The organism is Verrucomicrobiota bacterium JB022, from assembly GCA_030673845.1.
Lineage (GTDB): Bacteria > Verrucomicrobiota > Verrucomicrobiia > Opitutales > Oceanipulchritudinaceae > WOUP01.
On record JAUTCQ010000012.1, the window covers coordinates 386221 to 408291 of the forward strand.

Consider the following 22071-nt stretch of genomic DNA (forward strand, 5'->3'; position numbering starts at 1 on the left):
CCATTATGCCCACACCTCCGACATGAAAGACATTAGTCTCCACGAGTTCTGGGCGAAGACGGATGAAACGGGGCAACCCGCCCTCTCGGTGAGGGATCATTGCCTGAATGTGGGAGCGGTGGCGCAGGCTTTGAGGGAAGGGCTGCCGCCCGGGCTCCGGGCGCAACTGCCGGACGGTGCGGTGAGCTTGGTAGCTTGCCACGATGTGGGCAAGATATCTCCGGGCTTCCAGCTCAAGAGCCCTGCGTGGGCACGCACTTATGGCGGCCTTTGCAAAACAGTAGCAGCGGCCTATCAGGACAACCATAGTCTCACGGGCTTCGATGCCTTGTTCAGCCACTACAGCCGAGAAGGCAAAGCGCCAGCGTGGCTGCTGGCGGTGGGCGGGCACCATGGCAAATACCTGATCGTAAAGCTACGACCATATGAGGAGGCCCCCAGCGGACAAGAGGTTTTTGTGACGCATCGGGAGCAACTGATCCGCGAATTGGTTGCACATTTTGGGGCGTTACCGACTGAGGCGATCAAGCCAAAGGCACCCCGCGTCCACTGGTTTACCGGCTTCATGATCCTGGCGGACTGGATTGGTTCGAGCCCGGAATGGTTCCCGCTCAACGAACCGGAGGCCTTGACCCGCGAGGTGGCGGTCGAGCGCGCCCAACGGGCGCTGGCGGACTTGGGTTGGGCTCGGCGGGGCGTGAAGGCCGGGCAGTCATTTGCCGAACTCTTTTCGCCTGACCCCGTTCGGCAACCGTTTCAGCCGCGTCCCCTTCAGCAAACACTGCTGGAGTCGGTGGATGCACCCGGGCTCTACATCGTCGAAGCCCCGATGGGCGAAGGCAAAACCGAGGCGGCGCTGGCCCTCGCCTATGCCCGTTGGAGCGAGGGCGAAGAGCGGGGGCTCTATTTTGCGCTGCCCACCCAGTTGACGAGCAACCGCATTCAGGAGCGGGTCGAGCGCTTCCTGCAACGGGTGGTGGCGGAGCCTTCGGTCGTGGCGCTCATCCACGGCTCGGCCTGGCTTTCCGAACGCCGCAGCACGGTGGTGCAGCCCCAGGACGACGACAATACGCTCAGCGCCCACCAGTGGTTTTCGGACAACCGCAAAAACCTGCTGCACCCGTTTGGTGTGGGCACGGTCGATCAAGCCTTGCTCGCCGCCATACCGGTGAAGTTCGCTGCCCTGCGTTTCTTCGCCCTCAGCGGCAAGGTGATCGTGATCGACGAAGTCCACTCCTACGACCCCTACACCAGCGTGCTGCTCGATTTCGCGGTGTCGGAGCTGCTGCAATGCGGGTGCACCGTTGTGATCCTGTCGGCCACGCTCACGCGCCAGCGTCGGGCCGAGCTGGTCCAGGCGGCTGGAGCGAAAGAGGAATCGCCCGTCGACAGCTATCCGCTGATCACGCGCGTGCGCTCTGGCGAAACGAAGGCCACCTCCATCCCGGTGGCTGGTGCGAGCCCCCGCCAGTTGGCCGTGGTGCTTGAACAGGCCGATCCGGCAACGGAAGACTGGCTGCGTGATGCCGTGGAGGCTGCCGACCAAGGTGCGTGTGTGCTGATCATCCGCAACACGGTCGCACTGGCTCAGGAGACCTATCGCCTGGCCAAGAACGGCTGCCGCGAGGGCACCGAATGCGGACTGCTGCACAGCCGCTTCCCGCAGTTTGCGCGCGAAACCAACGAAGAGCGGTGGACCGACAAGCTGGGCCCATCGGCGGAGAAACGTCCGCGCGGCTGCATCCTCGTGGGCACGCAGGTGCTCGAGCAATCGCTGGATATCGACGCCGACCTGTTGTTTACGGATCTGGCACCGATCGACCTCATCATTCAGCGGCTGGGGCGCCTTCATCGCCACCGCAGAGACCGCCCGGTCGGGTTCGAAACGGCACGGGCGGTCGTGCTGCAGCCAACGGTGCCGTGGGAGGCAAGTCTCGATGAGGCGCTCAAGGCCCTTGGCCCTTCGGCCTACATCTACCCTCCGTGGTCGCTGTATCAGGCTCAGCGGATCTGCCAGGCGCGGAATCAGATCCAGCTGCCGTCGGACATTCGGGAATGGCTGGAAGCGTCGGCTCTGGAGCCCGACACCCTGCCCGCGGCGGCGAAGGCGTTCCTTGAGGAATACCGTGAGGCCCGGCAAAAGCAGAGAAACGTGGCCGGTGGTCAACAGCGCTTCAGTGGAGACGTGAAGGACGACGAGAGCCGCACGCGTTGGGGCAAGGACGACGCGGCCCTACTGGTGCTCGCCCGCAGCGTCAAATCGCTCCCGGCGGGCCAGACGCAGGTGGTATTGCTCGATGGTTCGGAGCATAGGGTCGAGCATGGCCGCCGCTTCGATTTCGAGCTGGCAAAAGCGCTCCACCGCAACGCCGTCCGTGTGCGGCGATATTTGCTCAAAGGCGCGAAACCGGCCTCGGGGCTGCCTTGGCTGGGGCTGCACATCGACGGTGCCTTCCTCGCTCTTTGCCCCCGCGACAGCCTCGATTGCGAGGTGGTCGGCGCGGCGGAAGCGCTGCAGCACGACTTTTCCTACTCGCCCGAGCTTGGGCTGCACTACTTCAAAAAAGAGCAGGCAGGCCCCACCGCCTACGACACGGAAGAGCCTGCCTGGTTTTGAGCCCCAATATTTGTAACGTGAATCAATTCAACCTAATCACCGATGCGTGGATCCCCGTCCGCTGGCTCGATGGACGGAGCACACGTGTCAGCCTCAAAGAGGCTTTTCTGCAGTCGGAGGCGATTGAGAACCTCGATTGCAGCCCCCCCGAGAGGGTTTCGCTGATGCGCCTTCTCGTTTGTCTCACCCAGCGAGCCAATCCCCCACCGGAAGACGAATCGGAGGCCGACTGGGAGGCCTTGCGCGAAAGTCTGGTCGGCAATGTCCTGGTCTATCTGGAACAGCCCGAAATCTATCGCCACTTCGAGCTGTTTGGGCCGGGGCCGCGCTTCCTGCAGCGCAAGGTGGCCACATCGAAAGAAAGCGTGCCCGCCAGCAAGCTCTTCCCGGCTCTCGCGAGCGGCAACAACGCAACCCTCTTCGATCAGGCAGGCGACGACGCCAATGCCCGCGCCTTTGCCCCTGCCGACCTTGCCCTCGCGCTGCTGAGTTTCCAGAACTTCTATCCGTTGTACGGGGCTGGCTATAAAGGCAAAGGGCCGTGCGTCGACAGCAATATGGTCCACACCTACTTCGTGGGCAAAAACCTGCTCGAAACCATCGTGTTGGCCTGTCTGGATCTGGATTCGATTCAGATCGCCTGTCCGCAGGAGGGGCTGGGCCAGCCGTTGTGGGAACTTGACGACAAGACGGCTGCGGGCAAGGCGATGGCGACCCAGTCTTATCTGGGCCGACTGGTGCCGCGACACCGCAACCTGTGGCTCAAGGACGACGGCACCGGCTTTTGGCTGGAGAAAAACAGCCTGCAATACCCCACCTACGAGGAGATTCGCGAGCCGTCGGCCACCGTGGTGCCAGTCCCCAAAAAGGCCGAGCGCCGATTACTCTCTGCACGCCTGGAAAGGGCGCTGTGGCGCGACCTGCACGAGATCACGGTGGTCCAGGCGGGCCAAAGCCACGCACCCCTCACGCTGCAGGTGCACTGGGAGCATGTGCTCAAGCGCACTCAACTGTGGACAGGCGCGCTCGTGACCGACCTGAAGGCCAAGATCATCAACACCGTCGAATCGACCCGCACGGTGCCCCGCGCCCTCTTTACGCCCGAAGGTAACACGCTCTACCAGAAGGGGATGGAGGAGGCTGAGGCTTGCTCCAAAAAGCTGTGGGCGGCGGTCAAAAACTACTGGGAGGCGTTCAAGAACGATTCCCCACCCATCGCACAGGCCCAGAGCTACTACTGGACGGCTTTAGAGGGCCATCTCCAGCTCCTGCTCGATGCCGTGGCCAGTGAAGACAAGGCAGACACCGAGCGGCTGTTGGGCGAATGGCGAGCCGTCGCCTATAGCCAAGCCCGTGCCGCTTTTCAGCGAACCTGCCCGGCCAAAACCCCGCGCCAGATGAAGGCCCATATGGAGAGCCTCAACCGCTTTCGCCCGGCCAAGAAGCAACCGTCCAAAAAGGATGCCGCATGAGCACCGACACTTCACCTACTCATACCCAAACGTTCGTAAATCGTTTAGAAGAACTCAAAAGAGATCGGGGCGCCATCGCCGAGCTGCGGCGCTACTGGAGCCCCACCCTGCGCCACTACGCCTATCCGCACTTTGGACGCCTCGGGATCCTGAATCGCCAAAGCGACATGATCGTGGCCGCAGTTTTCGCGCAACACCCCCAGCACAGCGCCAAGGGCCTGAGCATCGGCCAGGCAGCCTTGAAAATCGCCGGTGGGCGGGCGGGGGCCGCTGGCTACGAAGCGGGCGAACGACACTTCCAACGTCTGTTAGCCTGTTCCGACGGCGATCTCGAAGATGTCGCCGATCAACTCCACCGCCTCGCCACCCGGCTCTCTCGAGTCGAGGGCAGCCCACTGAATTACGAGAAGCTTGCCCGCGATCTGACGGACTGGCGGTTTCAGCGCGCCGAGCAGGTGAAGCTGAGCTGGGCTCGCGATTTCTGGCAGGCTCCCAAGGAGGAAGACGGTAACCAATCATGAGCACCCCGAGCATGAACTACCTCGCCAAGATCGAAATCGACTACGAGCTGGCCTATAAGCAAGGGATTCTCGACTCCTACGCGTGGCACCAGAAGGCCTGGAAAGCCTTCCCGGGGCGCGATGGAGAGGCGCGCGACTTCCTGACCCGCGTGGACGAGATCGACGGCGGCTTTCGCCTGCTGCTGCTCGCCCCGGTGCAGCCGACGCGGCCTAGCTGGTGCCCCGAAAATGGTTGGGCCTGCAAGGAGGTACCGGACGCGTTTTTCCAACGCTCCAGCTACCGGTTTTCGCTCGTTGCCAATCCGACGGTGAAGAAGCGGGCGCGCGCCAATGGCGAGCCGTTGAAGAACAGCCGCCGCGCCGCGATCAACTCCCGCGAAGAACTGCTGGCGTGGCTTGAGCGCAAAGGCTCGCAGCACGGCTTCGAAGTCGATTCCCGCACGCTCCAGACGCTGCCCCGCCCGCGTCAGATCTTCCTGAAGAAAGGGGCCGCCGGGCTCCACGCCGCCGTCGAGTTTCGCGGCACGCTCCAGGTCCGCCAGCCCGAGGCATTCTTGCAGGCTGCCCGTCAAGGGATCGGCCCGGCCAAGGCCTTCGGCTTCGGCATGCTCTGCCTCGTCCCTACCGCCTGAATTCTTTCATTTCACCCACATATCCTTTCGTACCATGAAACACATTGAGCTTCACATCCTGCAGTCTTTCCCCGTCTCCTGCCTGAACCGGGACGACGTCGGTTCGCCCAAGTCCGCCCTCTTCGGAGGGGTGCAACGCGCCCGCATCTCCAGCCAATGCCTCAAACGCGCGGCCCGGCTCGAAGCCCGGGAGCTTTCGCCCCGCTTCCAAGGCGTGCGCTCGCGCCTGATCAAAAAGCCTTTCCACAACGCCCTGCTGGATGCGGGGCTGCCCGCCGAAGAGGCGGAAAAGAAGGCCGACGAGCTTTGCCTGCTCTTCTCGAAGACGGACAGCAAGAACCCGGCACAGGTGACGACCGCCGTCTATCTCTCGCCCGGCGAGGTCAACCAGATCGCACAGGCGGTGGCCGGCGGTGAAGATCCCAAGAAGGCGATCAAGAAAGCCACCCGCACGGACGCCGCCGACATCGCTTTGTTTGGACGCATGGTGGCCAATGATACCACCTTGAACATCGAGGGTGCGGCGATGGTCTCGCACGCCCTTTCCACGCACAAGAGCATCAACGATATCGACTACTTTTCCGCCGTCGACGATGGCAAGGTGGATACGGAAGACGCCGGCGCGGGCATGATCGGCACGCTGGAGTTCAACGCCTCGACCTACTACCGCTTCGTCGCGATCAACCTCGACTTGCTGGCCGCGCATTCCCACCTCGGCGAGCTGCCCAAGGAAGAGCGTGCCGCCATCCTCCGGGCATTCATCGAGGCGGTGCTGGTGGCGGTGCCCGGAGCGCGCAAAAACTCCATGAATGCCTCCACCCGCCCCTTCGAGGTGCTTGCGACGGTCAAGGAGCGCGGCCACCCCGTCCAGCTGGTCAACGCCTTTGAGAAGCCGGTGCGCGCAAACGATAGTGGCTACAGTGAGGCATCCAAAGAGCTGATGAAAACCGAGCTCGCAAATCTGAAAAAGCTCTGGGGCGTGGAATACCGCGAGGAGCTTTGGCTGACTGAACTGGGCATGCCCGCCATGCTCGATACCCTCGTGAAGTATGTCTGAGGCTGCCCTCGCCATCTACCTCGACGGGCCTTTGCAGGCCTGGGGCGTATCCTCGCGCTTTCAACATCGCGACACCGAGCGGTTCCCGACCAAAAGCGCGCTCCTGGGCCTGATCGCCGCGGCCATGGGGCTGGACAAGGGAAGCGCCGACGAGGCCGCCGCCTTGGTTCGCCTGGGCGCGCTCCGCATGGCCGCCTACCTGCTCGGGGCTCAGGCCGATTACGGCATGCAGCGCCTCGTCGACTACCACACAGTTGGGGCCGGCTATGACCGAACGGACCCGTGGCAAAAGCTGCTGATCCCCCGCAAGGCCTCGGGTGGAGCGATCAGCAACGCCGTGTTGACCAACCGCACCTACCTGCTCGACGCGCGTTTTGCCGTGGTGCTCGAAGGGGCGGCGGACCAGCTCGAAGCGGTCGGCCGGGCGTTGGCAGACCCGGTGTGGGGCGTGTGGCTGGGGCGCAAGTGCTGCTTGCCCTCGGCGCCGCTCTATTGCGTGGCGGAGGCTTCGCGCACCGAAGCCCTCGACCGCCTGCTGCGGACGGTCAATGAGCGCCGCCAAGCGAGTGACACGCCCGCACTGGCGCTGCAGGACGGGATCGAAGAACCTTCCGGTGAGGACGCCGCGCAAAGCGGAGTCTGGTATTGGAACGACCAGCCGCTCTCGTTTGGCCAGCGCGCGTTTGTCGGGCGGCCCGTCCGGCGCACCCAGAGGTAAAACCATGGCCCTCTTCGAACGTCCTCCGCTCGATACCCTCGCGCCCGCCCGCGACCGCTGGACCCCACTCTACCTGGAGTGGGGTCGCCTCGAAGTCGACGACTCGGCCATCAAGTGGCTGGGGAGCGACGGGCTGGTCTGCCCGATCCCGGTCGCGACCGTCTCGGCGGTCATCCTCGGGCCGGGCACGACGGTCACGCATGCGGCGATCAAGGCGGCGGCGCAGTGTAATTGCCCGATCTTCTGGATGGGCGAAGAGGGCCTGCGCTTCTACGCCTTTGGCGTCACGCCCAATCACGACAATTCGATGGCCCGGGTGCATGCCGCCGCCTGGGCCTCGACCCACGACCGCAACGAGGTGGCCCGGCGCATGTTTCGCCACCGTTTCCCCCACGTGCCCACCGAAGGCGTGTCCATCAAGCAGCTCCGCGGGATGGAGGGCAAGCGGGTCAAGGAGATCTACAGCCAGTTGGGCGAGCAGTACGGCGTCACCTGGAAGGGGCGAAACTACAACCCCTCCAACTGGAACCTGGCCGACAACATCAACCGCGCCCTCTCTGCCGCCACGGCTTCTCACTACGCGCTCATCGCCTCCGTCGTGTGCTCGATGGGCTTCATCCCGCAGCTCGGCTTTGTGCATCAGGCCGGGACGCTGCCTTTTGTCTACGACGCGGCCGACCTCTACAAGCACGAGACCGCTTGGCCCGCCGCCTTTGAGGCCATCGCCGTGAACCCTCAGGACGATGGCACGCTGGTGCGCAAACTCTTCAAGCAGCGCGTCGAAGACACCCGTATGCTGCGCCGCTGCCCGGACGATCTCAAGGCCCTCTTTGCCGGGCTCGACGATGCCCCGGCACCTGAAATGCACCCGCTGCAACCCCGCGCCGAGGCATGACGGTGCTGGTCGCCAACGACGTGCCTCCCGCCATCCGGGGGCACCTGAAGCGGTGGTTCATCGAACCACGCCCCAACGTCTTCGTCGGCACGCTCAACGTGCGGACCCACCAGAAGGTGATCGAGTTTATCCTGCGCAACGCACCGCCGGAGTTCGGCTTCCTCAGCATCAGCTCGCACCCCAACAGCCAGGGCTACGTGATCGAGCGCTTCGGGCCGCAAGGCAGCACCGGGCGGGAAGAGATCGAGCTCTCGGGCCTGCAACTGATCCCGGAAGCCAAGGCATAACTAACAGTGGACCTCTTCCTCGATACTGAAACCACGGGCCTCGCGTCCACCCCCGTCGTGACGCGCCAGAACTTCCTGCAATGGCCGCGCGTCATCGCCGTGGCGTGGCTGCTGGTCGATGCCGAGCGAAACATCCGCTCGCAACAACGGCTGCTGATCCGACCCGATGGCTTCAAGGTGCCGGGCAACATCCAACTGCTGACGGGGCTCGCTCAACACCAGCTGGAGGCCGAAGGCATCCCGATTGCCGCAGCGCTGGAGCGACTGGAAGCCGACCTCGCCCCAGCCACGCAGATCATCGGCCACAACCTGCGGTTCGACCTCAACGTGCTGGCGAGCGAACGCCTGCGCCGCGCCGATCACACGCGTTTCCCGCCCGCGCACCTGAAGCTGGTCTGCACCTTGCACCTCGCGTCCAAATCCCGCGAAGTCCGCAAACAAACCGGCCTGAGCGGACGCATCCCCCTGCGCCTGCTCTACGCCGGCCTGATGGGGCGCGAAATTGCCGGCCACCACGACCCCCTCCAGGACGCCCTCGCCTGCCGCGACATCTATTACCGCCTGCAAGACCTACGCCCTCCTACCCTACCAAAACCGTGAATTTTGACCTTTTCACTTTCGTAAGCCTTTGATTTAACGAGAGTATTCCCCACCCGCGTGGGGATGGACCGCTGACCGGCAAAATCCACTGGCTCCGCGACATGTATTCCCCACCCGCGTGGGGATGGACCGGCCGCGCCGCCTGGGAAACGTGGCAGCAGGAGGTATTCCCCACCCGCGTGGGGATGGACCGCCAGGATAGCTGCGAGTCGAGGTGAGGTGGAGGTATTCCCCACCCGCGTGGGGATGGACCGAAAAGGCGGAGATGGCCCGCCAAGGCCGCGCAGTATTCCCCACCCGCGTGGGGATGGACCGCCGTCACAGTGGGGCCGCTCCTGCGCGATGTGGTATTCCCCACCCGCGTGGGGATGGACCGTGGGGATGGAAATTCACGTTTGCTCAGTGTGGGTATTCCCCACCCACGTGGGGATGGACCGGGCAGTTGACAGCAGACGCGTGATCGTCCACAGTATTCCCCACCCACGTGGGGATGGACCGATGATCGCGCTGAAGGACGACCCGATCTGGCTGTATTCCCCACCCACGTGGGGATGGACCGGCTTCGCTGACCGTCAGCCAGCCGCCTTCCGTGTATTCCCCACCCACGTGGGGATGGACCGGCGTAGCGCTCGGCCACGCGGAGCATCTGCTGGTATTCCCCACCCACGTGGGGATGGACCGGCGTTTACGGCCACGTCACCCTCTCCGGTGAGGTATTCCCCACCCACGTGGGGATGGACCGGCCTCCTGAACCGCTCAAATTTTCTCAAACGAGTATTCCCCACCCACGTGGGGATGGACCGCATGAGCCTCGATAAACGCATGGCGAATTTCTGTATTCCCCACCCACGTGGGGATGGACCGCCGACATCGACGCGGCGCTCGCCAAGCAGGCGGTATTCCCCACCCACGTGGGGATGGACCGATGTCACACAGGGCATCATCGGTGATCTGCTCGTATTCCCCACCCACGTGGGGATGGACCGCTCGGCCAACTTTCAAACCATCATCACGTTTTGTATTCCCCACCCACGTGGGGATGGACCGGTTGGAGGGTAACGGGCAGGCGTTCATTCAGCGTATTCCCCACCCACGTGGGGATGGACCGTCGGCTCATGATGATCGAATCGTGTGTGGTCGGTATTCCCCACCCACGTGGGGATGGACCGCGCCCACGCTGATGCAGGCGGCAAAGCCTACGGTATTCCCCACCCGCGTGGGGATGGACCGCGACAGGCCAGTCGCCTCGGCAAGCGTGGCACGTATTCCCCACCCGCGTGGGGATGGACCGGCGAGGTGAGCCGTGGATAAGCACTGGCTGGAGTATTCCCCACCCGCGTGGGGATGGACCGCATGGGCTTACACTCTCCCTCAGCCTGAGCCTGTATTCCCCACCCGCGTGGGGATGGACCGTGCCCTACGCCTACCAACCACGCCCTGACGCTGTATTCCCCACCCGCGTGGGGATGGACCGAGCATTGCGACTACGCCCAGAAGGAGGCCCAAGTATTCCCCACCCGCGTGGGGAGCTACGGGTATATTAAGCGGGGGCCCTTGGGGTTAGCCGCGCCAGATCCAGGCGCTTTGAGTGCTATCGTAGAGGTAGGGGTAGAATTCGGGGGTGGCGAAGAACCAGCCGCCGCTGCCGTTGCCGGTGTCGTGGATCCAGAGCCAGAAGCCGGTATCGCCGGGAGTTTCCGGCCAGACCCAGCCTTGGAGGGCGCTGAAATACCAGTCGCCGGTGGGCCAATACCATTCGAACCAGTCGGAATAATACCAGCCGGCGTCTCCTGCTTGGCTACCGCCAAAGGGGTCGACGGGACCCTGCCCGCCTCCGAGGGTCGCGTGGATCGACACGTTGTCGAGCAAGGGGGAGTTGGCCTCGACGATCGCTCCTGTGAGCGTGCCGCGGATGAAGATCCGGTTGACGCCGTTCAGGGGCTCATGGCTGGAAAGATCGACCTCGTATCTGGTGTCGAGATCGGTGAGCGTGGTGGTGACGCCCGTGCTTTCATAGCTGCTGCCGTCGGCCGAATACTCCCAGGCGATGTCGTAGGTGCCGCTGGCCTGCATCTTGCCGGCAAAGGCGAGCGTCCAGCTATGGGCGACTTGTCCGTCGCCAACGTGGGCTTCGAAGACGAAGCTCTGGTCGCTCATCCCCGGGTCGAAGGCGAGGGAATAGTTGTTGACGAAATCCTGCCCTTCCTCGGTCAAAAAGGTGACCTTCTGGCTGTTGCTGAAGCCGACCTCGTAGTATTCACTGTTGGCCCCTTCGTCGTTGGAAACAAGATCCTCGAAATGCGTGATGCCTCGCTCCATGGGGTCGTTTGCATCGAGCATGATGCTGGAGCCGAATTGCCCCCCGTAGTAAAACATTCCATAGCTGGTTTCCTCGGGGCCGGTTATCCCGGAGTAGAGGCCCGTGGTGTCGAGGCCACTGAAGTCGGCATACATGTTATCGGTGAACGTGTAGTCTGCGCCGACGAGGCTGTAGGCGGCGTATTGGGAAAAATCCCAGCCCGCCACCAGAATCTGCTGGGCAGACAGCATGGGAGCGGCGCTCGGCAAGAGGAGCCAAAGGCAAGTGCGCGTGATTGATTTCATCTGGGTCTTGGATCTTCTGTTCGTGAGAGAGCAGCGTGGCCGCCTTTTGGGGGGCGGACCGGCCTATTTACAGAGGGTAGACGCGCCACTGGCGGGAATCTACCAATCGCACGTGTTACAAACGTGCAAAACATTGGACAAAGAATACGCGACCGCCCGAGGGGAGGCGGTCGCGGACGATCAGGAGAGCTGGGGCCCTGCTTACAAGCTCGTGAGCAGGAGGACGGGCGCGAGGACCCACTTGCCGTTGGCCTCATCCCAGAGCCAGGGGAAGACGCCGGGCTCGGTGTAGAACCAGCGCCATTCGTCCTGTCGACCGTCGTGAGCCCAGAGCCACACACCCACCCCATCGGCATCGGGCTCGGGGCGGACCCAGCCGGCGAGGGTGTAATACCACTCGGGGCTCTCGGGCGAGCGCCAGTAGAGGCCGAACCACGGGGAGGTGTAGAAGTTCGCGTAGAGTTGCTTGCCGTCGAAGGGATCGGCAGGGAGGACGTTGGCGCGGATGGCCACATTGTCCATCTGGGGCGAATCGGTCACATCGCCGAAGGCACCCAGCGTGGCGCGGAAATAGACCGCACCCGCGCCCTCGAGCCCGGCCAACGCGGCGGCGTCGAGGCTGTAGCTGGCAGCCTCCGGCGTCAGCGTGTGGACGATGCCGGTGTTGGTGTAATTGACCCCGTCGGCCGAGTATTCCCAGGAGATGGTGGTGGCGCCAAACAGGGAAAGCTTGCCCGCGTAGCTCAGCGCCCAGCCGTAGCCTTCGCGCCCTGCACCGACGTTGGCCTGGAAGACGATCTTCTGGCCCGCCATGTCGGGCGCAAAGTCGAGCATGATGCTGTTGACGAAGCCTTGGCCTTCTTCGAGCAAAAAGCTGGTCTTGCTGGTGTCGTTGAATCCCGCGCCCCATTGCGGGTGGATGGCCGCTTCGCTGTTGGCGCTCAGGTCGCCGCTGGTGGTGATGCCGCGAAAAATATCGCTGCTGTCGACGAGGGCGTCGGAGCCAAACTGGCCGCCGTAATAGAAGGTGCCGTAGTGGTATTCGTCTGGCCCGCTGAAGGCGATGGAGTTGCCGCTCTGGTCGAGGCCGCTGAAATTGGCCCACAGGTGATCGGTAAACGTGTAATCGAGGCCGATCAGCGAATAGGCAGCGTATTGGGAGAAGTCCCAACCGGCGACGAGGGTTTCTTCCGCTTGGGCGAGAGGTGTGCAGGCTGCGGCGGCACAGCAGAGCAACGTACGAAGGTGTTGGAGAGATTTCATGGTGTAGTCGGTTTGAGGCCTGCCCAGTAGTAGTAGCGAGAAGGTATCTGGAGCGGGCAGGATAAAGACTGGTCGTAACCGGGGACCATTTCTACCAACGCCGTCGGTTACGCTTTAGTAAATTTGAAACAAGCTATAACGAACAAAAAGAGAGAGCGCAGTCACAGTCGACTACGCTCTCTCACATCGAACAGGTACTATACTGATTCAACCAACGGCAAGTGCCTTTGGGCTCTCTTCTCTCTCAGCCTTGGATCTGGCCTCGGTTGTTACTATCGATTCTCTATCACGAACCTGTGAGATGTCTCACTAACTGACTTGAACAAGGATTAAGCGCTGCGTTGACGACGGCGCAGCAAAGCTAGGCCTCCCGCGAGCAGACCCGCGAAGGCGGCGTAAGTGGAGGGCTCCGGAATTCCGGGCACCGCAGAAATCGACCCCACGGAAATCGAAGCATTATCCAGGTATGGAATGATGCCCGCGCCGTAGTTGCTGAGAGTGCCGCGGATGAAAATCTGCTCCACGCCGTCGAGTTCGTCGACCTCGCTGAGGTCCACGGTAAAGCTGGTATCCAGAGCGGTGAGGTTACTCGTGACGCCCGTTCCCAGGTAGCTGGTGCCATCGAGCGAGTATTCCCAAGCGATCGCGCTGTTGCCCCCGCTGCTCATCCCAGCGAAGGAAAAGCTCCAGTCCTCACCCAGGTTGCCTTCGCCCACATTGGCCTCAAAGACAAAGCTTTGGCCCGCCATGGCGGCATCGAAGGCCAGTCGGTAATCGTTGACGAAGTCTTGGCCCTCTTCGGTCAGGAAGGTTACCTTCTGACTGTTACCGAAGCCGACTTGGTAGTATTCGCTGTTCGCGCCGCCGTCGTTGGAGGTGAGGCTGCCGTTATCGGTGATGCTGCGCGTGAACGCCTCGCTGGCCTGCAGCATGACGCTGGAGCCGAATTGGCCGCCGTAGTAAAACGTGCCGTAGTGGTATTCATCGGGCCCCGTGATGCCAGAGTAGTTACCTGTGCGGTCGAGGCTGCTGAAGTTACCGTACATATTGTCGGTAAAGTCATAATTTTCCCCGACTAGGCTGTAGGCGGCATACTGGGAAAAATCCCAACCGGCGACGAGCATCTGGGCAGAAACAGCAGCCGTCGACGAGCCCGAAAGCAACAGCAGGAGGCTGATAAGTTTGTGGTTTTTCATGAGCTGATAACTGAGGGAGTGATCAATGAGCAGAACTTGAGACAAGTGGCCAAACCATCGCGCTTGAGCTACAGCACCATGTGCTTGTGTCGTCTTCTTTCGGTCGAAACCCGCGCTCAGATTCTACCAACGCAGATTGTGACGAATGCGTGAAACCGCCTTCACTTATAAATAAGAGAAAGCGGCCCGCTTTGCAGCGAGCCGCGCCTGATGAAGATCCTGAGGCGAAAGGGGCGCAAAGCCCCTCTTGGCGCTTAGTTCGCGAGGAAGCCGCGCTTGTTGGCCGCCGTCCAGCCAGTCGTCCAGAGAGCGCCGGAGGGGGCGAAAGCACCGCGATAGCTGACGTCGGTGAAGAAGCCGCCACCCAGCTCGGAGCAAGAGGGGTTGAAGTAGGCCGGCAGGTTGCCGGTCGGGCGCGGGTTGAGCGTAGCCGAGCCGTTGTAGTTCTGGTCTTCGCCCGTCAGCGAGAAGCTGGCCGGGTTGGTGAAGGTGCTGCCGCCATTGGCGAGAGCGGTCAAGGCGGCGCCACTGGGGGCCGTGACATCGCTCATGGTGAAGCAGCCCACACCGAGGGTGCCGGCGGTGGCGTTGTCCGCCGAGGTGAAGGGCGAGAGGCCGGAATTGGCCACTTCCAGTGCCACGGAGCTACCGGTGTTCACGGTAATGGAATTCACGAGCCAGCCGTTGAAGCCGTTGCGCATCTGGATGCGGCCCTTGTCGGTCGTGGTTTGCGTAGCGGCGGAGCTAGCAGGCAGATCGGAGCCGACCACCGTCATGTTGTAGACGAAGGGATAGGAGAAGGGCACCGGGCGACCGTCGGCATTGATCGTCACATCGCCGCCGCGCTCGGAGCTGTCCTCACCGTCCCACTCGCCGGCCTTGTCGCCACTGGCGGAGCCGAAGGGGTCGCCGTCCGTCTCGGTAAAGTAGGGCATCACCGCAAAGAGAAACTGAGCTTTGCCCGTGTAGCCTTGGTCGAAGTCGAACTGGTCGTCCCCTGCAAACACCACGGAGATATTCTTGATGTTGACGGTGCCGCCGAAGATTTCCAGACCGTCATCGAAGGTGCTGTAGATGTCGATAAACTCGACCGTCGTGCCCGCGCCAACGCCCGCGAGAGTGAGGCCGTTGAGCTCGTTGGCCACATCCAGCTCGTCACCGCCGTGGCGGATCGAGATGTAGCGCAGGATGCCGGAGTCGTCGTTGGGGTCGAAACCGCCGAACTCGGTGTCGGCCGTTTGCGGGGCAATGCCCTCGATGTTGCCGATACCGGCCAGGATGTCACCGCCGGCACCCGTGCCGGTGCCGAGGTTGGTCGGAGCGCTACCGAGCACCACGAGACCGCCCCAGAGGCTGACGTTACCGTTGCCGTTGCCGTCGAGCGGAGCGAGCGGGCTGTTCAGCGGATCCTGGTCGAGGAAGTCGCTGGCCTGGTTGTGGATGCTGGGGTTGAAGCGGGTGTAGTTGCCAAGGCTACCATCAGCAACGCTGTCGTTGTTCACGTCGACAGCCGCGGTGGTGAAAATGACCGGGTTGGTCGAATTACCTTGGGCGTTGATGCGGCCCGTCTTCGTCACGAGCAGCGACCCGGGAGCGGTGGAGCCGGTGCGGGGTTGGCCACGCACGATCGTGCCAGCCTGAATCGTCAGGGTAGCGCCATTCTTCACATAGATGGGCCCTTCAAGGATGTAGGGGGCGCCAGAGGAGTTCCAGGTAGTGTTGCTGGTGATATCGCCGCTCACGATGGTGTAAGCGGAAGCCGAAGTGGCGAGAGAGGAAACCGCCGCGAGGGCGAGGAGGCAGGAGGTGTATTTCATAGGTGTCGGTAGTTGCTGCGTTATATTTAATTACAACGTTTCTAGGATTCGTCCGCACTTGATCGTTATAGACCTTGATACGAACACTCATGAGTCGACAAACCGCCCCAACATCTACCATTACAGCCTGTGACGTTTAGGCAAAACCAGCGGATTAATACACAAACCTTTGCCATATGGACACTACAGAATCAGCAGGACATGGGAAACTTCTTTTGTGCTTCAATTATGACAATTTCAAAGATCTTTCTGACCGTCCGTAAAAAAAGGCGATCTCTATCTGAGATCGCCCTTCTACCAACCCATCTTATTCTGAGGTTTTGGCTAAAACTCGTAGGTCAGCGAGATGGAATAGTCGCGCCCCACTCGGTAGGTGCGTTTATGATAGTCTCGTATCGTCATATAAGGGTCGTAAGTCAACTTGCGCTCGCTGTCGGTCAGGTTCTTGACGCTAAAGCTCAGGTGCAGTGTTTCCCGGAGCCGCTGACGGATGGCAAAATCGAGTTCATAGAAGCTGTCATCATACTCACCATGGACCCCTCCAGTAACGGGCCCCTCCACGCTGAGGACATTACTGATCGCGTTGTAAGCAATGGTCACGCGGGTGCCAGTCGATTTATTATCGTAGGTCACGTCCACATTCGCAATCCACTCCGGCTGGTCGTAAAGGCGCCTCTCGGTCCGTGGGCCCTGAAACGGTGCATCGCTTGGAGGCCGAATATTTGAAGGAGCATTGCGGTACCAATTCCCCCGGTTAGAGGTAGCGATATCCAGGATCGATTGTGGAACCCCCACCACCGCATCAATATAGGTATAATTTCCTCCCAGACTGAAGTCGTTTAGAAAATCGACACGCAAAAAATTCAGCTGCTTCCGGAATTCGATCTCTACGCCCCGCAAGTATGCCGTGTTGGGATTATTGATCCAAGTGTGCACGTTGTCATAGGCACCTGCAGAGAGCTGGACCCGTTCAATTGGCCGGTCGACTTCTTTATAAAAGAAGCTTGTAGCCACCAGATCGCCCGTCACCTGATCGACGTATTCGATCCGGAAATCGGTGCTTCGGACGTCTGAGGTCTCGAGTTGGGCGTTACCAAGCGTGATTTCGAGTTCGTCTGGAACAAAGGCGAAGTAGCCGGTATATTCACGAAAGGAAGGTCGCGCGACGGTCTCGTTATACTGCAACCGAATCGCCCAGCCTTGCCACGGACGAAATGCCGCTCCAACTGAGGGCAGGAGAAACGTTCGATCGATTGATCCTGCAACGTAGGTTCCATCCTCCCCCGGGCCGAAGTCGAAAAGTTGGGCGAGTCCAGATCCGCTATCATCCACGAAAAGCCCCTCCACCGTGCGAATTCTATCCTCCGGATAGCGCGTGTCGCTGGCCATCTGGATCTTCTCCGCACGAAAGCCAAGAATTAGATCTACCTTTTCTTTCCAGGTAAATACAATCTGCCCAAATCCTGCTTTCAGGTCGCGGGAGGCATCCGCATCTGCGTCATAATTACTGGAAGATGGCCGGTAGCTCGCACCGGCACTCGGTAGATAAAGGTCTTCGGGGTCGTCTGCAGTGTTACCAGCCCGGAAAAGCGAACGCCCTGTCAAGACCGCGCGCTCGGATTCATCACTCGAAACACCCGCCAGCACCGTTGCCGAAAACGCCGGAGAAAGCTCCCATTCCCCGTCCACTTGGATGCGGGCGAAATCCTGCTCTTCGTCCGTAAAGCGCCAACTGCGGTAGTTGTTGCTATTTTGGTCAACGTTCTGGAAAACACGGAATTTATTCACCGAAGGATCGAAAATGTATTCGGCCGACCGTGCATCCGGCTCATCCGTCTGAGTCTTGCTACGGCTGAGTGTCCAGGAAATCTCTAATGGGCGCGATCCCCAGCCCGGTATGGCGTGGTCTCCCAGGAGTTGCAAGCTGGTCAGCTTTCGCTCCTCATAATAGAGCAGATCCCAGTAGTAATCATTGTAAATACCACGTTCGATGTCATCGAGGACCAAGGTGCGAAACAGGCCATCCCAACCGTGTTCGTCATGGGATCGCTCTTCGTTCTCGTATTCAAAGCGGCCGTTCTCGTATTTTGCGACGCTGTCCTCACCCGCCTGACTATGGAACAGGTTGAGTGTCAGGCGGTGATTGGCCTTCGCATCCAAGTCCAGCTGGACGGCTCCCAGAGCAGTGAGATCCACGCTCGCTTTGGATTGAGTGACGTCATAGCGCGGGCCGTGAGGGGTCATCGTGCCATACCAGGTCTCGAAGTAGGAGTCTCCCTCGCTATCACGTCTGAAGCCTGGCACGTAATTTCTCGTCTGGTAGCTGCCGTCGGTCGTCTTGTAAGAGCTGTCGTAGCCGATGGTGACCATTGCTCGGGCGCGCCTTCCCAGGAGATCGAAGCCGCCTCCTCCACTGGCAAGGAAGCTGAGCCCGGGCGGTGGGCTCTCGTGTTGCGCCACCAGATCGATTCCTTCCGGCAACACGATCTCATATCCCTCGCTGTCCCAGATAATTTCTCTATCGAGCTCCAGGAAACCCGCCACATTGGGCCGGAAGACATCCATTGCGCGGTCTTTTGTGCCCATCGCCCAGGAGTCACTGCGACCGGGGTTGGTGTAGGTCACGTAATCGCGCTGGGCACGATCGTTGAAGCGGGTGCCGAAGCTGATGGAGCCGAAGGGCTGGTCGGGAATCTCCGTGGTGATGATATTGATGAAGCCACCGGCGGCGTTGCTGGGGGCCTCTGGGGAAAAGGTCTTCGAGACCTCCAGGCGGCTCACGATGTCCGACGAAAACAGATCGAGGTGCACCCCCTGCTTTTCCGGGTCGGCGCTGGGCACAGGCACGCCGTTGACCAGCGTGGCGCTGTAGCGCTCGGACAGGCCGCGGATAACCGCAAAGCGGCCTTCGATCACGTTGACCCCTGCTACCCGCGCAATCGCCTCGCTCATATCGCTGGCGGCGTAGCGCGAAATGTCTTCGGAAGACATCAGGTTCTGGAACTTCACGTCTTGCATGCGCAGCTCCAGTGCGCCGACGTCTTCGTCGTATTCGTTCTCAACCGCAAAACTGTCGAGGCGGAAGGTCTCCAGCGCCGGTTCTGCGGGCACGTCCTGGGCCGCAGCGGCATTCTGCTCGGGCCGACGCACGACGTCTTCCGGGGTGAGCGGGCGCATCACAATCTGTCCATTCATGCGCTGGAAAACGACACCCGCCTGCTCCGACGCCTGCCAGAACAACTCGGCGAGGCTCAGAGGGCGCCCTACCGGCAGCTGCAGTCGAGCGTCGAGCGGTACTTCGCCCGTCTTGTAGGCAAACTTGTAGCGCGTCTGCCCTTCGCACGCGGCCAGGAACTCCCGCAGCGAAATTTCCGCGTTTTCAAAGCGCACCGTAGCCTCCACCAGCGCCTGATCCTGCTGGTAGGCAAACGTCTCCGCCTGCAGGATCGGCGGCAGCAGCAGGAGGCCTACAACAGCGCTACGAAGGGTCGTCCAGAGCCACGCGCCGCAGCGGCCTCGAGCCGAAAAACTGGAGCGCCTTTGATGACAAAAATCTATGTTCACAAACAGTCCTTGCATGAGTGTGGTTAGCACTCCAAGGACGTCACTGAGTGATGCAATCTACCAAGGGGGCGGGTTACATTACGGCAACAACTGGTCGTAACGTAGTGCCTGCGCTTCAGCTCAAGATCTCGCGCAGACGGGGCAGCTCGGGGGCGATCTGTTTCATCGCGAGCACCATATGGTTTTGCACCGTGCGCTCGGAAATGCCCATCACGCGGGCGATTTCGCGGTAGCGCATGCCTTCGAAGCGGTTGAGGCGGAACACGAGGCGGCGCTGCACAGGCATGGCCTCCAGCAAGGCCTGGATTTCCTGGTCGAGCTCCTGGTAAACGCCCGCCCCGGGTAGCTCGTGCTCCGCCGGCAGCGTTTCGTGGTTCACATGGTCGAGCGATGTCACCGGCTCACGCCGGCAGAACCGCACGAGGTCGATCGACTGGTTCTTCACGGCGGTGAAGAGGTAGGTCTTGAGCGTCTTCTGGATCGAGAGCAGCTTGCGGCGCGTCCACAAGGTTTGGAAGACGTTGGCGACGGCTTCTTCCGCCAAATCGCGCCGCTGCACGATCGTGTAGGCAAATCGGGCCAGCGGTTGGTAATAGCGGGTAAAGATGGCCCGGAGCGCTTCTTCATTACCGGAGGCGAGCAGCTCGACCAAAACTTCGTCCGTCAGCGTCTGCTGAGCGTGGTTCCGTTTCTCCAAAGCTTCCTTCATAGGAGGGGAAATGGGGGGTTCGTGAGGAAAAAGGGCAGCGAAAGCCCTGAGGCTCCCGCACAGGCCCAACGGCTTGCAGGCAAGGGCAAGCAGGCCTTGTTTCGGCTCTATGATCAGCGAGACGGGTATGCTCCGGTCAATCGCAATCGCTTTAGCCGTCGAATTGTCACATCGCCACGCAAATGTAACACGGAGCCGTTGGTAGATCGCCCGGCAAGTTGTCGACCTCTCCCAAAATACGCCGATGGAAAATGGTAGAGAACATGACGAGTTTACGGCCCTGTGCTTGCGCTACCTCTCAGGAGAAGCGTCGAGCGAGGACCGTCGCCACTTGGTGGAAGCACTGCGCGACCCGGCCAAACAGGCGTATTTTACCGGCCTGGAAGCGGCCTGGAACGGATTGACGGAAGAAAGCCTTGAGGCCGCTCCCACCTTCGATGCCGACGAAGCTTACGCGCGCTTTGCGCAAGAGCGGCTAGCCCCTAGCAAGCCTCGCCGCACTCATCGTCGCTGGTCTTACGCCGGCGCCCCGCTCGCCGCCCTCGGCCTCGCGGCCTGTCTGCTCCTGATCGCTACCTTTTATTTGCTGCAGGGCGTGGGGGGCAGCGATGCCGCCCCGGTCAAATGGGTCCATCGCCAGAATCCGCTCGGGCAAACCTCGATGCTGACTTTGGCCGACGGGTCGCGCATCTACCTCAACGCCGACAGCCGCATCTCGTTCCCCAGCGATTTTGGCAATGGAGAGCGTTTGGTGCGCCTCGACGGCGAAGCGTTTTTCGAAGTCTCGCACGACCCCGCCCACCCCTTTATCGTCGAAGCCGGCGAGCTACGCACTCAGGTGCTGGGCACGCGCTTCAACGTGCAAACCTACGCCGAAATGCCGCGCCATGTGGTGACGCTCGTCGAGGGCCGCGTCGCCGTTACGCCACCCCGCACGCCACAAAGCTGGTCGAGCGACCCCGTGATCCTGCAACCGGGCACGGCGCTGGCCCTCGATACGCGCACGCTGCGTTCGGAAGTCGAGACCGTCGACGTACGCACGGTAGGCGCCTGGCGCTTCAACCGCCTGATCTTTGAAGACATGCCCTTGGCCGAAGTGGCCCAGGCTCTGGAGCGCCGTTTTGGCGTGGACATGGAAATCGACGGCGAGACGGCCGGCTCCATGCGCATCCGGGCCGAGTTCGGCGAAGAACCCCTCGAAGAAATCCTCCAGGTCCTCCGCCTCACCGGCGGGCTGGACTATCAGCTGATCCAAGACGAGCACCGCCTCGAAAAAGTCATCCTGCGGCCGCGCCAACCGGCGGTGCGCTAGCCTTATCCCGCGATTCCTCGCCATGAAACCGAACCTCTTGCCGTTCCTGTGCCTCTGCGCCGCGAGTCCGCTGGCCCTCGCACAGGCCGAACATTTAACCGAAACGCAGCGCCTGATCGACAAATGGGTCGAGACCGAGCGCATCATCTCAGCCGAGCGCAGCGAAGCCAAGGCCGACCTGGAGATGCTCGCCGCGACCCGCGACTTGTTGCGCCAGCGCGTCGATGCGTTGGAGGATACGATTGCCGAACTCAAGCACGAGGCCGAAGCGCTCAACGACGAACGCGTCTCCCTCGTGCAGGAGCAGACCCGGCTCGAAGCATCCTCCGCCGCGCTCGCCCACCAACTGGCCGGCTTTGAGGCGCAGCTGAAGCAACGCGTCGAAACCTTTCCGCCGCCCTTGCAGGAAAAGCTGGCCAAGCTGCTGGTCCAGATCCCCGATCGCCCCAACGCCAGCGATGTCGAAGTGGGCAAGCGCCTGGTGACGCTGCTAGGGGTGCTTTCCGAAGCGGCCAAGTTCAACCAGAGTCTTACGCTGACCTACGAGATTCGCGAGCTGGAAGACGGCTCGGGCGTGCAGGCCGATACGCTCTACTGGGGCTACGCCTTCGCCATCTCCGCCGACGCCAGCGGGCACGCCACCTACTTTGGCCGACCGAGCGAAGCAGGCGCCTGGCAGTTCGAGCGCCTGCAAGACCATCAGCGCGAAACGCTTCAGATCATCGAAATGGCCGAGGGCAATACCGATGAAGCCCGCTTTGTCTCGCTGCCCATCCCCTTCCCTGCCGACTCCGTCCGTTAAGCACC

Annotated in this window: 17 protein-coding genes and 1 CRISPR repeat array; of the genes, 11 read left to right on the plus strand and 6 right to left on the minus strand. The window is 61.6% G+C overall.

The genetic code is table 11. The features are described 5' to 3' along the window. Positions 1 to 22: 22 nt before the first annotated feature. From cas3 to Q7P63_08465, 9 genes are read left to right on the plus strand one after another with little or no spacing between them, the layout of a single operon-like run. Positions 23 to 2617 (plus strand): CRISPR-associated helicase Cas3', encoded by a 2595-nt coding sequence (gene cas3, locus Q7P63_08425; GenBank protein ID MDP0500114.1) that lies wholly within the window; start codon positions 23 to 25, stop codon positions 2615 to 2617. Positions 2618 to 2634: 17 nt separating this feature from the next. Then, positions 2635 to 4089, plus strand: a complete 1455-nt coding sequence (casA, locus tag Q7P63_08430; protein ID MDP0500115.1) for a type I-E CRISPR-associated protein Cse1/CasA — start codon at positions 2635 to 2637, stop codon at positions 4087 to 4089. Next, positions 4086 to 4610, plus strand: coding sequence for a type I-E CRISPR-associated protein Cse2/CasB (casB, locus tag Q7P63_08435; GenBank protein ID MDP0500116.1), 525 nt, complete (start codon positions 4086 to 4088; stop codon positions 4608 to 4610). The genes casA and casB overlap by 4 nt, the downstream gene beginning before the upstream one ends. Next, entirely contained in the window at positions 4607 to 5242 is a 636-nt protein-coding gene (cas6e, locus tag Q7P63_08440) for a type I-E CRISPR-associated protein Cas6/Cse3/CasE (protein ID MDP0500117.1), read from the plus strand. Before casB ends, cas6e begins: the two co-directional genes overlap by 4 nt. Positions 5243 to 5276: 34 nt before the next feature. Further along, positions 5277 to 6299 carry a type I-E CRISPR-associated protein Cas7/Cse4/CasC gene (gene cas7e / locus Q7P63_08445; protein ID MDP0500118.1) on the plus strand — a complete coding sequence of 341 codons (1023 nt, stop codon included), beginning with the start codon at positions 5277 to 5279 and terminating at the stop codon, positions 6297 to 6299. Beyond that, positions 6292 to 7017 (plus strand): type I-E CRISPR-associated protein Cas5/CasD, encoded by a 726-nt coding sequence (gene cas5e / locus Q7P63_08450; GenBank protein ID MDP0500119.1) that lies wholly within the window; start codon positions 6292 to 6294, stop codon positions 7015 to 7017. Before cas7e ends, cas5e begins: the two co-directional genes overlap by 8 nt. Positions 7018 to 7021: 4 nt before the next feature. Further along, positions 7022 to 7912 carry a type I-E CRISPR-associated endonuclease Cas1e gene (cas1e, locus tag Q7P63_08455; protein ID MDP0500120.1) on the plus strand — a complete coding sequence of 297 codons (891 nt, stop codon included), beginning with the start codon at positions 7022 to 7024 and terminating at the stop codon, positions 7910 to 7912. Then, complete coding sequence (cas2e, locus tag Q7P63_08460) at positions 7909 to 8199, plus strand: type I-E CRISPR-associated endoribonuclease Cas2e (protein MDP0500121.1); 291 nt, start codon at positions 7909 to 7911, stop codon at positions 8197 to 8199. Before cas1e ends, cas2e begins: the two co-directional genes overlap by 4 nt. A 6-nt stretch (positions 8200 to 8205) precedes the next feature. Next, complete coding sequence (locus Q7P63_08465) at positions 8206 to 8799, plus strand: 3'-5' exonuclease (protein ID MDP0500122.1); 594 nt, start codon at positions 8206 to 8208, stop codon at positions 8797 to 8799. Between the two features lie 42 nt (positions 8800 to 8841). Continuing rightward, positions 8842 to 10334: a CRISPR direct-repeat array (repeat unit 29 nt; unit sequence GTATTCCCCACCCACGTGGGGATGGACCG). Positions 10335 to 10359: 25 nt separating this feature from the next. Here Q7P63_08465 and Q7P63_08470 read toward each other — a convergent pair. From Q7P63_08470 to Q7P63_08495, 6 genes are all read right to left on the minus strand, one after another. Then, a complete protein-coding gene (locus Q7P63_08470) occupies positions 10360 to 11349 on the minus strand; it encodes a hypothetical protein (GenBank protein MDP0500123.1) in 990 nt (329 codons plus the stop codon). A gap of 255 nt (positions 11350 to 11604) precedes the next feature. Further along, positions 11605 to 12666, minus strand: a complete 1062-nt coding sequence (locus Q7P63_08475) for a hypothetical protein (protein ID MDP0500124.1) — start codon at positions 12664 to 12666, stop codon at positions 11605 to 11607. Between the two features lie 329 nt (positions 12667 to 12995). Then, positions 12996 to 13862, minus strand: a complete 867-nt coding sequence (locus tag Q7P63_08480; GenBank protein ID MDP0500125.1) for a PEP-CTERM sorting domain-containing protein — start codon at positions 13860 to 13862, stop codon at positions 12996 to 12998. 254 nt (positions 13863 to 14116) lie between these two features. After that, the gene (locus tag Q7P63_08485) at positions 14117 to 15679 is read right to left on the minus strand and encodes a hypothetical protein (protein ID MDP0500126.1); all 1563 of its coding nucleotides are present in this window, start codon (positions 15677 to 15679) and stop codon (positions 14117 to 14119) included. Between the two features lie 324 nt (positions 15680 to 16003). Continuing rightward, entirely contained in the window at positions 16004 to 19258 is a 3255-nt protein-coding gene (locus Q7P63_08490) for a TonB-dependent receptor (GenBank protein ID MDP0500127.1), read from the minus strand. 100 nt (positions 19259 to 19358) lie between these two features. After that, positions 19359 to 19952: an RNA polymerase sigma-70 factor gene (locus tag Q7P63_08495; GenBank protein MDP0500128.1), complete on the minus strand. Its 594-nt coding sequence runs from the start codon at positions 19950 to 19952 to the stop codon at positions 19359 to 19361. Positions 19953 to 20196: 244 nt separating this feature from the next. Here Q7P63_08495 and Q7P63_08500 point away from each other — a divergent pair, with 244 nt between their 5' ends. Beyond that, on the plus strand, positions 20197 to 21264 hold the full coding sequence (locus tag Q7P63_08500; protein ID MDP0500129.1) for a FecR domain-containing protein: 1068 nt from the start codon (positions 20197 to 20199) through the stop codon (positions 21262 to 21264). Positions 21265 to 21286: 22 nt separating this feature from the next. Beyond that, positions 21287 to 22066, plus strand: a complete 780-nt coding sequence (locus tag Q7P63_08505; protein MDP0500130.1) for a DUF3450 family protein — start codon at positions 21287 to 21289, stop codon at positions 22064 to 22066. Positions 22067 to 22071: the final 5 nt, after the last annotated feature.